This is a genomic window from Bacillus sp. FSL R7-0672 (genome assembly GCF_038601465.1).
GTDB classification, from domain to species: Bacteria; Bacillota; Bacilli; order Bacillales; family Bacillaceae; genus Bacillus; species Bacillus pumilus.
In genome coordinates this window covers 1,241,999-1,254,471 of record NZ_CP152010.1, presented here as the reverse complement: position 1 = coordinate 1,254,471, position 12,473 = coordinate 1,241,999, and the positions used below count along the sequence as shown (strand labels likewise).

15 protein-coding genes are annotated in these 12,473 nt (G+C 39.4%); 9 read left to right on the top strand and 6 right to left on the bottom strand.

The features are described 5' to 3' along the window. The first annotated feature begins 199 nt into the window (after positions 1-199). The 5 genes from MKY18_RS06120 to MKY18_RS06100 all read left to right on the top strand — a co-directional run bounded on the left by MKY18_RS06120 (position 200) and on the right by MKY18_RS06100 (position 3,323). A complete protein-coding gene (locus tag MKY18_RS06120; RefSeq protein WP_003212390.1) occupies positions 200-817 on the top strand; it encodes a DUF47 domain-containing protein in 618 nt (205 codons plus the stop codon). Between the two features lie 15 nt (positions 818-832). Continuing rightward, a complete protein-coding gene (locus MKY18_RS06115) occupies positions 833-1,831 on the top strand; it encodes an inorganic phosphate transporter (RefSeq protein WP_044138934.1) in 999 nt (332 codons plus the stop codon). A gap of 344 nt (positions 1,832-2,175) precedes the next feature. Then, positions 2,176-2,946: a type II toxin-antitoxin system SpoIISA family toxin gene (locus MKY18_RS06110; RefSeq protein WP_342497781.1), complete on the top strand. Its 771-nt coding sequence runs from the start codon at positions 2,176-2,178 to the stop codon at positions 2,944-2,946. Further along, positions 2,915-3,091: a type II toxin-antitoxin system SpoIISB family antitoxin gene (locus tag MKY18_RS06105; RefSeq protein WP_080550290.1), complete on the top strand. Its 177-nt coding sequence runs from the start codon at positions 2,915-2,917 to the stop codon at positions 3,089-3,091. The genes MKY18_RS06110 and MKY18_RS06105 overlap by 32 nt, the downstream gene beginning before the upstream one ends. A gap of 100 nt (positions 3,092-3,191) precedes the next feature. Further along, complete coding sequence (locus tag MKY18_RS06100; protein ID WP_257474525.1) at positions 3,192-3,323, top strand: hypothetical protein; 132 nt, start codon at positions 3,192-3,194, stop codon at positions 3,321-3,323. Here MKY18_RS06100 and MKY18_RS06095 read toward each other — a convergent pair. Further along, entirely contained in the window at positions 3,312-4,211 is a 900-nt protein-coding gene (locus MKY18_RS06095) for an N-acetylmuramoyl-L-alanine amidase (protein WP_065097684.1), read from the bottom strand. The two genes, MKY18_RS06100 and MKY18_RS06095, sit on opposite strands and share 12 nt — an antisense overlap. 310 nt (positions 4,212-4,521) lie before the next feature. On the opposite strand from MKY18_RS06095, the gene MKY18_RS06090 reads away from it, so the two are divergent. Continuing rightward, on the top strand, positions 4,522-5,070 hold the full coding sequence (locus tag MKY18_RS06090; RefSeq protein ID WP_065097685.1) for an ImmA/IrrE family metallo-endopeptidase: 549 nt from the start codon (positions 4,522-4,524) through the stop codon (positions 5,068-5,070). A gap of 26 nt (positions 5,071-5,096) precedes the next feature. Here MKY18_RS06090 and MKY18_RS06085 read toward each other — a convergent pair whose 3' ends face one another. After that, positions 5,097-5,720, bottom strand: coding sequence for a poly-gamma-glutamate hydrolase family protein (locus MKY18_RS06085; RefSeq protein WP_065097686.1), 624 nt, complete (start codon positions 5,718-5,720; stop codon positions 5,097-5,099). Positions 5,721-5,964: 244 nt separating this feature from the next. Here MKY18_RS06085 and MKY18_RS06080 point away from each other — a divergent pair, with 244 nt between their 5' ends. Further along, a complete protein-coding gene (locus MKY18_RS06080; RefSeq protein ID WP_044138938.1) occupies positions 5,965-6,336 on the top strand; it encodes a DUF5412 domain-containing protein in 372 nt (123 codons plus the stop codon). A gap of 36 nt (positions 6,337-6,372) precedes the next feature. Here MKY18_RS06080 and MKY18_RS06075 read toward each other — a convergent pair whose 3' ends face one another. Continuing rightward, on the bottom strand, positions 6,373-7,197 hold the full coding sequence (locus MKY18_RS06075) for a methyl-accepting chemotaxis protein (RefSeq protein ID WP_065097687.1): 825 nt from the start codon (positions 7,195-7,197) through the stop codon (positions 6,373-6,375). A gap of 223 nt (positions 7,198-7,420) precedes the next feature. On the opposite strand from MKY18_RS06075, the gene MKY18_RS06070 reads away from it, so the two are divergent. Both MKY18_RS06070 and MKY18_RS06065 read left to right on the top strand, forming a co-directional pair. Beyond that, the gene (locus MKY18_RS06070; RefSeq protein ID WP_223252897.1) at positions 7,421-7,711 is read left to right on the top strand and encodes a hypothetical protein; all 291 of its coding nucleotides are present in this window, start codon (positions 7,421-7,423) and stop codon (positions 7,709-7,711) included. Between the two features lie 72 nt (positions 7,712-7,783). Next, a complete protein-coding gene (locus MKY18_RS06065; RefSeq protein WP_268508101.1) occupies positions 7,784-8,893 on the top strand; it encodes an FAD-dependent oxidoreductase in 1,110 nt (369 codons plus the stop codon). Positions 8,894-8,925: 32 nt separating this feature from the next. Here MKY18_RS06065 and hag (MKY18_RS06060) read toward each other — a convergent pair whose 3' ends face one another. The 3 genes from hag (MKY18_RS06060) to hag (MKY18_RS06050) all read right to left on the bottom strand — a co-directional run bounded on the left by hag (MKY18_RS06060) (position 8,926) and on the right by hag (MKY18_RS06050) (position 12,251). Next, complete coding sequence (hag, locus tag MKY18_RS06060) at positions 8,926-9,825, bottom strand: flagellin Hag (RefSeq protein ID WP_012009643.1); 900 nt, start codon at positions 9,823-9,825, stop codon at positions 8,926-8,928. Between the two features lie 289 nt (positions 9,826-10,114). Beyond that, on the bottom strand, positions 10,115-11,005 hold the full coding sequence (gene hag, locus MKY18_RS06055; RefSeq protein WP_065097689.1) for a flagellin Hag: 891 nt from the start codon (positions 11,003-11,005) through the stop codon (positions 10,115-10,117). A gap of 328 nt (positions 11,006-11,333) precedes the next feature. After that, positions 11,334-12,251, bottom strand: a complete 918-nt coding sequence (gene hag / locus MKY18_RS06050; RefSeq protein ID WP_044141243.1) for a flagellin Hag — start codon at positions 12,249-12,251, stop codon at positions 11,334-11,336. Positions 12,252-12,473: the final 222 nt, after the last annotated feature.

Here is a 12,473-nt window from a genome sequence, read left to right as displayed (position 1 = left end):
GCGGCGCCAAAAATGGACCGCTTTTTTCATTTCTTTTCTCCTTTCTGCAAAAGGTGTGTTGAGAACACATCTTTAGGTCAGAATAAGATCAAATAGAAAAAGTGAAGAAATTTTCGACTACACCTGTTTTTTTTCGACAAAAGAATATATAATTATTTGATGTGTGCATTGTCTCATTTATACAATGGAGGGTTTTTACATGTTAAAAAGGAAAAAAGACAAGTTTTCCGTCTTGTTAACGGAAATTGCTAAAAATTTAGATGAAACTGCTGAGTATTTTGTTAGCTATAAAGTAACAAATCAAACCACTCTGAAAGAATTTTCTGACACATTGAAGGAATATGAGACAAAAGGTGATAATCATGTTCATACGATGATTAAAGAACTGAACAAAGCCTTTATTACGCCGATTGAACGTGAAGACATTCTTCAATTGACGAATAGCCTCGACGATGTTTTAGATGGAATTGAGCATTTTTCAGCAACAATGGAAATTTATTCAATGACAAGCTCTGACGAACATATCGACAAATTCAGCCACTACATCAGAGAATGTGCAAAGGAAATTTTAATTACAATCGATTTACTGGCTGAAAATCGCTTAAAAGATATTCAACCACACGCAATTAAAATCAAAGAGATCGAGCATAATTGTGACAATCTTTATCGTAAATCACTAAAGAACTTGTTTGGAAAAGAAACTGATCCAATCAAGGTCATTCAATACAAAGAAATTTACGAAACACTTGAAGAAATTGCTGATTCCTGTCAAAGTGTTGCCAACAATCTAGAAACAATCATTATGAAGAATGCGTAACGGGGTTAGTTAAACATGGACACATTACTCATCCTTACCATATTTATTGTCATTTGTGCACTTGCTTTTGATTTCATCAACGGATTCCACGATACAGCAAATGCCATTGCCACTTCGGTTTCAACAAAGGCGTTAAAGCCTAGACATGCTATTATTATGGCAGCGTTCATGAACTTCTTAGGAGCAATGACATTTACAGGTGTGGCAAAGTCCATTACAAAAGACATCGCAGATCCTTTCACACTTCAAAACGGTTCTGTCGTCATTTTGGCTGCTTTAATTGCGGCCATTACTTGGAACTTGCTTACTTGGTATTACGGAATTCCGAGTAGTTCTTCGCACGCACTGATCGGATCAATTGCAGGAGCTGTTATTGCCTCTGCTGGTTTTGGCGCTTTAAACTATTCGGGGTTCATTAAAATCATTCAAGCACTGTTGCTTTCACCTATCCTAGCTTTCGTATTGGGATATATCGTGTATACTATTATCAAAATTATATTCAGAAACAACAATCTCGCAAAAACAAATAAACAATTCCGACGTGTTCAAATTTTAACTGCTGCACTGCAATCGTATACCCACGGAACAAACGATGCGCAAAAAGCGATGGGAATTATTACGATGGCTTTAATTGCAGGTAATTTGCATACAACTGACGACATTCCTTTCTGGGTACAATTCTCTTGTGCGCTTGCAATGGGACTAGGTACTTCTATTGGCGGCTGGAAGATTATTAAAACAGTCGGCGGTAAAATTATGAAAATTCGTCCAGTAAACGGAGTATCTGCAGACTTAACGGGTGCAGCTATTATCTTCGGTGCGACATTTATTCACTTACCTGTTAGTACCACTCACGTGATCTCATCTTCTATTCTAGGTGTAGGTTCTGCACACAGAGTAAAAGGAGTAAACTGGGGTACGGCAAAACGCATGCTTGTCACTTGGGTGATCACATTACCGATTTCGGGAACTCTAGGGGCTCTTATATACTTTGTGTTACATGCGATTATCTAATATCAAAGACCTGTCTGACAGGTCTTTTAAATTGTTGACAAAGTGCTAAAATGATTTTTATTTTAGCACTTTGTCTTCTTTTCAGCGTGATAGAAAAACCTTTGAAGTCTAGGAAGGACAGCTACTTTTGCGGAGCGAATTGAACATTCGTGAGCACCAGCGCGCAGGACTGACAACGAATGCGAGGGTTTGTCTACACGCTGAAAGACCTGTCTGACAGGTCTTTTTTTATTTGCCCGCACACTTCAACACCTTTTCCTACAAGCCATTTTTTCATGAAGCAGGGTTTCCAATCATATCCATAGAAATGAATAAGTATCCATCTGTCTATGGGAGAGAAGAACATGCTATTATTTTTTCAATTGACCGTGTGGTTATTGCTAGGTGCTCTTGCTGTATATGTATTTGCCGTATGGCGCTTTGAACAAAAAGTAAAAGAAAAGATGTTTGCCATTCGTAAAACGTGGTATTGGATTTATGTAGCTGGTGCTGTTGTGTACTGGACAAATGACCCTTCTTCAATCTTTACCGATTGGATGCACTACTTGATTATTGCCGTTTTTTTTGCATTAACCGATGCATTCATCTTTCTCAGCTCCTATATTAAAAAACTCGGAAATCACGAACTGGAAACCGACACCCATCAACTCCTAGAACAAAATAACGATCTACTTCATTCTTACCTCAATAAGCTAAAAACGTACCAATACCTATTGAAAAATGAACCGATTCATGTATATTATGGAAGTGTAGAGGCATATATAGAGGGAATTGAACGGCTCATTTATTCTTTTGCCGACAAGATGAATATTCAAGCAGTTCTTTGTCCATACGATACGCAGGAACAAAAAGATGACCTGCTGCGGACACTTGACCAGCGAGCTCTTATTCAGGCGAAGCTTGACAGGCAGGAAGTCTATTACGATGATTTCGGCAAATTGGTGCTCATCCCGTTTTCTTTAGCAGATGATCACTTCGTCATTAAGCTCACCTCTGATGACATTGTCACTGAGTTCGACTATTTATTAATGACGTCACTTACAACAATTTATGACCTAATCTTGCCTGACGAAGAGGAAGGTGATGAAGATGGACCACGCACTTCAAGGGGATAACAACAATCGCAAGAAAAACCCTTTTAAGATTTTAAAGAAAAAGCAACATATCAGTATGGCGGATTACAAGGTAAGCCCCCATACTGAGCGTATTTTTAAAAAGAACGAACAGCTCTTGGGTGAGTATAAAAATAAAAGGGCTTGATTACACTAAAGGACGCGGAACAAAATCCGCGTCCTGCTTCCATTTTCACATAGACTTGCATACAATAATCTATACGCTGCAACGATTGAGGTGCCAATAAATGAAAAAGAAAATCAAACAATTGAGATATGTTCAGTTTGCTGAATATAAGTCGTCGCCTTATATGCGTCGATTAAATGAGCAAAGTGAAGCAGTCATCCAATCATACAAACAGAAACACTCACTTACTTAACAGCTTCAGAAGTTTTTCCTTCGTTTTAGGTCCGTATATCCCATCACTTGTCAGACCATTTACCAGCTGAAAACGCGCTACGGCGTTCGCCGTTTTTTCTCCGTAAACTCCGTCTATTCCTTTATTTGCAGCTGCTTTATCAGGATAAAAATAAACAGCAGCAAGCGCCTGTTGGACGAGGCGTACGTGCTCTCCCTTTGTCAATGGAGAAGTCACCTTTAAAACCCCATCTGGCAGCTCATACAAGCTCTTTGCATCGTTAAGATAAATTTTGAGAACCTGTCCAATTTGAATCTTATTCGGATCGCTAATGTCATTCCACTTCTGTAAATCCTGAACTGTGACCCCATGAGCTTTCGCAATACTCGTTAACGTATCCCCGCTTTTCACGACATACGTGATGACCGTCTCCGGATCTTCTGCCGTTTCAATCCCTTTTTTAAATTCATCCCAAGTAGATAGAAGCTGGCGTGGGCATGCTTTTCCAGACCAGTACTGATGTGTGACCACGTTTGCTAGCGGAATGTGATGTTCTTTTAACAGCTTTTGAATGAGCCATTGTGCATGTTTGACCGCTTGCTGAAAATTTCCATCTTCATTCTCACAAATTTCAATACCGATCGACTTCCGGTTACCCTTCCCATGACCATCCCCTGCATGCCAGCCATTTTCATTTAATGGCAGATGCTGAAAGATTTCATGATCATCCACTGTAAAGTGCCAGCTCACCTCAGTCGTTGGGCTTTTTACATAGGCCGCATGACTTTTCGCATCCGCTCCCTTTGACGTGTTTGCTGTGTTATGCACCGTTACATACTCCGGTGTCATCGCATATCCTGGGCGGTTCCCGTTTCCAACTGGAATAAAATCTTGATAAATTTGTACCATCTACTGCACTCCCTTTTGCTAGATTGAATTGATCTTTCTCATCAATCGGTGGCGTTCGTAAGACAATACTTGTTTGTTTTCATGAGAAGACTATGGTAAAATTTGAATTCAATTCACTCTTTTTATTAGTGAGAAGTGCAAAAATACAGAAAAAAACAGGAATTAATTCCATTTTTCCTTGATTTTATGTTAAAATTGTTAAAAATACGCCGATATAAAAAGTAAGTAATAGCTCATTTAGCTATTTAGTCCTATATGGACTTTTCTTTTACGCCAAAAATAGAACATACGTTTGTATGGAGGTTTTCAAATGACTGGTTTTTTAACCCATTTAGAAGAAGATATTAAGCGTTTATATGATCAATTGCAAATAAGCGGTCCTGCTTATAGAGAGATGCAAAGGATCGCTTCTGAATTTCGTGTATGGGTCCATTACGAAGAGACTGGCAGCATGATGATCCAGCATCAAGGTCTTTACAGTATTATCTTAAACAGATCCCTATCACCTGAAGAACAGTGGCAGGATTTTGCCCACGAGCTTTGTCATGTGCTAAAGCATACAGGCAATCATTTCAAAATGAACAAACTCTTTCGAGAACTGCAGGAGTTTCAGGCAAAACAATTCATGTACCACTTTTGTGTGCCAACCTTTATGCTGCTGAAAATGAAGCTTCCAACCCTTCGGCAGCAAGCCATTTTGCATATTGCTCAAACGTTTCACGTCACTTGGGCTTTTGCTGAAAAACGGGTTGCCTTATTCGAACAGCGAAAAGCAGGTATTCGCTTTCAACAGGAGTTTACGTCTTATTTAATGAAAGCAGAAAGAGTCGCAGAAAAAGAAGCCGTTTATCAAACGTAAATAATCGGACATAAAACGATAGAAGTTTATTCATAAAGGGCTAATACTTGTTTGAGTACATTTGTGTACCGATAAAATTGTTCAGTTTGTGTATCTCGCCGGTATCGACGCCTAAAGTCTTGAAAGAATGCTCTTCTTTGCGCCTGACTAATTTCAAGTTGTACACTTTTTCCTGTCAAACATTTGTTATTGATATTATCAGGATGCGTTCCAGAAAAACGATCAGATTCGGCTAGCAGCAATGCGTGAAAGCCATTTAGCGTTAAACGCTTCACAGTTTCTGCCGCTCTTTCTCTGTCCGTACCCCCCACTAACGTTTGAAGCACCTCTGTTTCTCCGTAACCATGAAGTGCAAACGTATAATGATGGGTATGCACCTCTGAAAGGCAAAGCGGCTCATCAAAGCGTGTGCTTGTAATATGAAGAACATGATTGCCTTTTACTTTAAGGCCTTCAAATAAATACATAGAATAATCACAAGATATTTCATGAACAAGCTCACTCACGCCTGATTCAATTCCTCCGGCATGAGGCGACAAAACCAGAAGCTGGTCACCTTTCCGCTCGTGAAGAATTTGATAATCAATCCCTTTTCTTTCATGAGCGGAAAGCTCTTCATAACTTTGATACGTATCGATAATTTGCCTCATGTCATCTGCTCCATTTCTTTATATGAGCATAAGTCTACTGATCCCTCATTCTTTTGTAAAGAGGTTTCGAATCAAATATACCACTTGAATTCTTCCTTAAATCTTCCTTACATTTACGCCATTCTGTTGAATTTTGAGAAAAAATGACCGATAATTGAAATGGATAGAACTTTTGGACTATATGAATCTTTTTGTATTCTCTCTCATAAATTAGAAATATTGTGATCTACATCTGGAGGAAATCATGTTAAAAAAGAAAACGACCCTCACTCTGATCATCTTACTCCTTAGCTTCGCTGGCATTATTTATTGGAAATGCTTCTCTCTTCAAGGCGTGTCTCACGGAACATTCATCCGCTCGATGTCATCACCTGACGGAATGTATATCATCAACACCTATCAGCATAGCGGAGGAAAGCTAAAGGAAAACGCAGTCAGAGCAGAAATTGAAAACAAACTGACCCACCGCAAGAAAACGATTTACTGGAAATACCCTGATAAAGACCCTCTCATCCAATGGAAAAACGGACAGCTTGTTCAAATTGGACATGAATTTTTAAATGTGGTGAAAGGCGACACGTATGATTATCGCTTTGATCAGAACAAGAGAAAATAACGACATACAAAAAACGAATCCTCTTGGATTCGTTTTTTACGTTGACATGACGGTTTGCATGAATTTCTTCATATCCTTACTAACCGTCGTCAATCGATCGACAATTTCACTAAACTCTGTCACAAGTGAAGCCTGTTCTGATGAAGAACCTTTCATATGGTCCATACTCTCAAGTAATGTATGTATATTGGAGGAAATTCCTTGCAGTGAGCTTTCGATGTTTTCTGTTGCACGTGAAGTTTCACTTGAAAGCTTTTGAACCTCACTTGCTACAACACTAAAACCTGCTCCCTCTTTTCCTGCCCTGGCCGCTTCAATTGACGCATTCAATCCTAGCAAACTCGTTTGTTTCGAGATGCCTTTAATCATTTTTGTAATATCGGTTGTTTGTTTCGAGCTTTCAAGAGTTTGCTGCGTTTGTAAGGTCATCTCCTCACTTGTAGCAGAAAGCTCCTCTGAATGTGCCGCCACCACGTGTACTTTTTCTTGAATACTTTGAATAATGTCATTCAATGATTCCATATATGCTTCAAGCTCTAATTGATTTTTGAGCGGAAAACCTAAAGCGAGTGCACCAATCACTTGCCCATTTCCATCAAAAATGGGCAATCCCATTGCATTTAAAGGTACTCCATATACTGATTCAGGCACAAACATACTCGATGTCTCACCTCTCAGCGCTTTTTTCATATTCAGATCATCTGGTTTAATACGTTCACCAGCTCGAATTTGAAAATCAACATCTTTCGATGGCAAATACAGCAAAAATTTCTCTCGGTCAATGACACCCATCGTCACTTCATTTTTTAAAATCTGCATCATATAAGGTGCTGCTGTCACTATACTCTGTAGTATATCCATTTTCCCTACCCCCTTGTATTATTTATCGGTCGTTCTTCTTAAAATAATAGTTATTTTTTAAAAATAATGATGATGATGAAAGTTATTTCTCATATGTACGAGTAAAAAGAAGGAGATTCCCTATTTATATTCAACAAAACGTAAATTTGCTATAATTTAAGTATCAACATATGATGAAATGGTCATGTAATCATTTTATATATATTCATTGGAGGCGCATGTTGTGAGACAACCTATGACATATGAGCGGGCGATCGTCATTGGCGGTGGTATGACGGGAATATTCGCCGCAAAAGTTTTATCAACGTTTTATCATCAAGTTTTCATGATCGAAAAGGACGAAATGCCAGACTCTCCTAAGAATCGTCTCGGCACTCCTCAAGCTTTTCATCCACATAGAATGCTGCCACTAGGCAAGCAAATAGTGGAACGTCTATTTCCTGGTTATACAAAAGAGTTACTGACAATGGGCGGATTTAATACGTGGCATCAACCCTCTCGATTTATCACATAAGATGGTGAATTAACGCTTACTGATACCGAAGAAACAGCTGTCACAAGACGTGCCATGCTAGAGTGGGTGCTGATGCAAAGAATGTTAAGTGAAAGACGGGTGCAATGTTTAGAAAAACATGAAGCCCTCTCACTTCAGTTGAAAGAGGGAACAAACCAAGTCATCGGACTGATCGTGAAAGATCGGCATGAAAAACCAGGACGCATTTTTGAAATGAAAGCAAACTTAGTGATCGATACATCTGGAAGAATGTCTAAATTACCAAAATGGCTGAAAGACGAAGGACTGTCCTTGCCACAGACAGATGAGCTAAGCGTCTCTCTTGGCTACAGCACAAGATACTACCAGATACCACCTGAGGCGCCAAACCTGCAAGCAATGGTCGTAGTTGGACAACCAAATAAACAAATCCCGACAGGACTGTTTGAACGGGTAGATCATGATTTAGTAGCTGTTCTTCTCTCAGCAGCAGGCGGATCACATTATCCAACAACAGACGCTGATCAATTTGATTCAGAAACTGCTGCACTGACCCATCCCGCAATAGCAGATGCCATCACTCATTTAACGCCCTATACAAAGCCAAAAGGATTTAGAGTCACTTCTTGCGTGAGATATCATTATGAACAAATGCACGATTGGCCGAGTGGATTATTGGTGATGGGCGATGCCTTGTGTACATTAGATCCCATTCATGGGCAAGGAATGACAAAGGTCGCACTCGAAGCACAAACTCTTGAGCGTATGCTCAAACAAGCACAAAAAAAGGAGCAGCTATCTTTTGAAAAGGACACATTACAACAAATGCAGCATGCCAATGAACTCGGCTGGTGGCTTTGTGCGATTGCTGATATGGCGTGGGAAGGCGTCAAATTAAAAGAAGAAACAACCATTCCCCATTTGACGTTCATACAAGGATTTTTAAATCGCTACGTACAATACACCATAGTAACAAAACAGCCTGAACGTCTTGAAGCGTATCACCAAATGCATTCTTTCTTATTAGAACCGAGAGAAATCATCAACTTAGAACAGTTGCATAACATGATTCAAGCCGACACCTCTGGAGAAACGGCCGAATGGTGGAGTCAGTGGGATCAAGAGGACGATGAACGCAATCGAGCTTTTTTCCATGAAGCGGTTCCTGACTTTCGTTTACAGCACTTGCTTTCATTAGATTGAAACAAAAAAAGCCCCTTAGTGGGGCTTTTTCATTAACGTAATAATTGAAGTACGTTTTGCGGCTGTTGGTTTGCTTGAGCTAACATTGCTTGAGATGCTTGAGAAAGAATGTTGTTCTTTGTGAACTCACTCATTTCTTTCGCCATGTCAACGTCACGAATACGAGACTCAGCAGCCGTTAAGTTTTCAGCAGAAGCACCAAGGTTGTTGATTGTGTGCTCTAGGCGGTTTTGGACTGCTCCAAGTTTAGAACGCTGGTCTGAAACTTGTTTGATCGCTCCATCAATGATTGCTAATTGATCGTTAAATCCACCTTCTTCATCTGCTGCAATTTCGGCGAAATCAGTTACTTTAATCGTAGAAACGGTTTTATCCTCAACTCCAAGTTTATCAGCAGACATTGCTTCAATATGAACTGACAATTGCTGCGCACCGTTAGCTCCAATTTGGAAAGTAAGTTTTTTCGCTTCTCCGCCTTCTGGTTCAGCAGCAAAAGTTCCATCAAGAAGTTTCTTTCCGTTGAATTCAGTACGGTCAGAAATACCGTTCTTATCTGTACCGTTCCCAATTTCCTGAACTAGTGCATCAATTTCCTCTTGAATTGCACCAAGGTCTGTTTCATCTTGTGTACCAGTGTTTCCAGCTTGAACGACTAGTTCACGAACACGTTGAAGGATTGAGTGAGTTTCAGTCAATGCACCCTCAGCTGTTTGAATAAGAGAGATACCGTCTTGAGCATTTTTCGTCGCCATTTCTAATCCGCGGATCTGACCACGCATTTTTTCAGAGATGGCTAGACCTGCTGCGTCATCTCCTGCACGGTTGATTTTAAGACCAGAAGAAAGCTTCTCCATGTTCTTTTGTCCTGCTCCATTGTTTGCAGACAAACGGTTCAGTGTGTTAAGTGCTGCGATATTGTGGTTAATTCTCATTTCCTATTACCTCCATGTGTTTGAACCAATTGAACATCCTTGTCCAAAAGTTCTAAATTAGAATTTTTTTGTAAGCCTTACAATCCCTTTATCGAACTTGAATGGAATTTGTTTAACAAAAAAGGATTAAATAAGGTAAAAGTCTCATTCATTATGATCATTTCGCTAGTGTATACCAAATTTAAAGGTCATTTTTCATGATTTACCAGAGGGATTTAAGAATCATAAGACTGGGGAAAAATCGAAGAAAAAAACACCATAAAAAAAAGCCCCATTAAGGGGCCTGTCATTAACGTAGTAATTGAAGTACGTTTTGTGGCTGTTGGTTCGCTTGTGCAAGCATTGCTTGAGACGCTTGAGAAAGAATGTTGTTCTTTGTGAACTCACTCATTTCTTTCGCCATGTCAACGTCACGGATACGAGACTCAGCTGCTGTTAAGTTTTCAGAAGAAGCACCAAGGTTGTTGATTGTGTGCTCTAGACGGTTTTGAACCGCACCTAGTTTAGAACGTTGATCTGACACTTGTTTGATTGCATTATCAACGATATCTAATTGATCATTGAAACCACCTGCAGCACCTGCAGCAATAGTTGCAAAATTAGTTACTTTAAGAGCTGAAACTGTTTTAGTTGCATCAGCTGGGTCTGTTCCAAGTTTATCAGCAGACATTGCTTTGATGTTTACATCTAATTTTTGTGCTTTGTTTGCACCAATTTGGAAAGTTAATGTAGCTGTTTCAAAATCACCATTCAACAATTTTTTACCGTTGAACTCAGTACGATCAGAGATACCATTTTTATCAGTACCGTTACCAATTTCTTGAACTAGGTTATTGATTTCTTCTTGAATTGCACCAAGATCTGTATCGTCTTGTGTACCAGTGTTTCCAGCTTGTACAACTAGTTCACGAACACGTTGAAGGATTGAGTGAGTTTCAGTCAATGCACCTTCAGCTGTTTGGATAAGAGAGATACCGTCTTGTGCGTTTTTAGAAGCCATTTCTAGTCCGCGGATTTGTCCACGCATTTTTTCAGAGATTGCAAGACCTGCTGCATCGTCTCCTGCACGGTTGATTTTAAGACCAGAAGAAAGTTTCTCCATGTTCTTTTGGCTCGCACCGTTGTTTGCAGACAAACGGTTCAATGTGTTAAGTGCTGCGATATTGTGGTTAATTCTCATTTCCTATTACCTCCATGTATGTGGGACCTAACAGACGTCCTTGTCTGAAAAAAGTCCTTTATTCTAGGGCTTATCAACCCTACAATTCTTTTATCGGAATATTTCATAGGAAGTTTAACACTTTTTAATATTTATTTATTAATTTATCAGTCTTAATTCATGATTTAGTTCTATGGAAAAGACGTATTGTGTGCTCCTTTTAAAATATTAGTTCTTCTTATCATATTTTTAATTTAAAATATAAGTACGCACCAAGTGGGTCTCAATTCAGGATCTGCTTTTTTCAAATATCAGTAGACATAAAAAAGCCCCATAAAGGGGCCCTTCATTAACGTAGTAATTGAAGTACGTTTTGTGGCTGTTGGTTCGCTTGTGCAAGCATTGCTTGAGACGCTTGAGAAAGAATGTTGTTCTTTGTGAACTCACTCATTTCTTTCGCCATATCAACGTCACGAATACGAGACTCAGCAGCCGTTAAGTTTTCACCAGAAGCACCAAGGTTGTTGATTGTGTGCTCTAGACGGTTTTGAACTGCACCAAGTTTAGAACGTTGGTTAGATACTTGTTTGATAGCTCCATCAACGATATCTAATTGATCATCGAAAGAAAGTGCGCCAGTAGCAGTCGGATCAGCAAATTGTGTTACATCTATGTCAGCTACTGCGTGGTCTGCTTTAAGAGTTCCGTCAGCTTCTAATGTACCAAGTGCTGTAGAAGACATTGCTTCGATGTTCACATCTAATTTTTGTGCTTTATTTGCACCGATTTGGAAAGTTAATGATTTTGCATTAGCACCAGCTGCGCTGAAAGAACCGTCAAGTAGTTTCTTTCCGTTAAATTCTGTACGGTCAGAGATACCGTTTTTGCCAGAACCGTCACCAATTTCTTGAACTAGGTTAGCGATTTCTTCTTGGATAGCACCAAGGTCTGTTTCATCTTGTGTACCAGTGTTTCCAGCTTGAACGACAAGCTCACGTACACGTTGAAGGATTGAGTGAGTTTCAGTCAATGCACCTTCAGCTGTTTGGATAAGAGAGATACCGTCTTGTGCGTTTTTCGTCGCCATTTCTAATCCGCGGATTTGTCCACGCATTTTTTCAGAAATTGCTAAACCTGCTGCATCGTCTCCTGCACGGTTGATTTTAAGACCAGAAGAAAGTTTCTCCATGTTCTTTTGGCTAGCACCGTTGTTTGCAGATAAACGGTTCAGTGTGTTAAGTGCTGCGATATTGTGATTAATTCTCATTTCCTATTACCTCCATGTATATGGGACCTGACAGACGTCCTTGTCTGAAAAAAGTCCTTAATTCTAGGGCTTTACAACCCTGACAATTCTTTTATCGGATTATTTCATAGGAAGTTTAACATTTTTTAATATTTATTGATCAATTTTACATATCTTTATTCACTATTTAGTTTCACAAAGATTTCTATTATGCTATTCGTTCAAGTGATGAGCACATCGCCT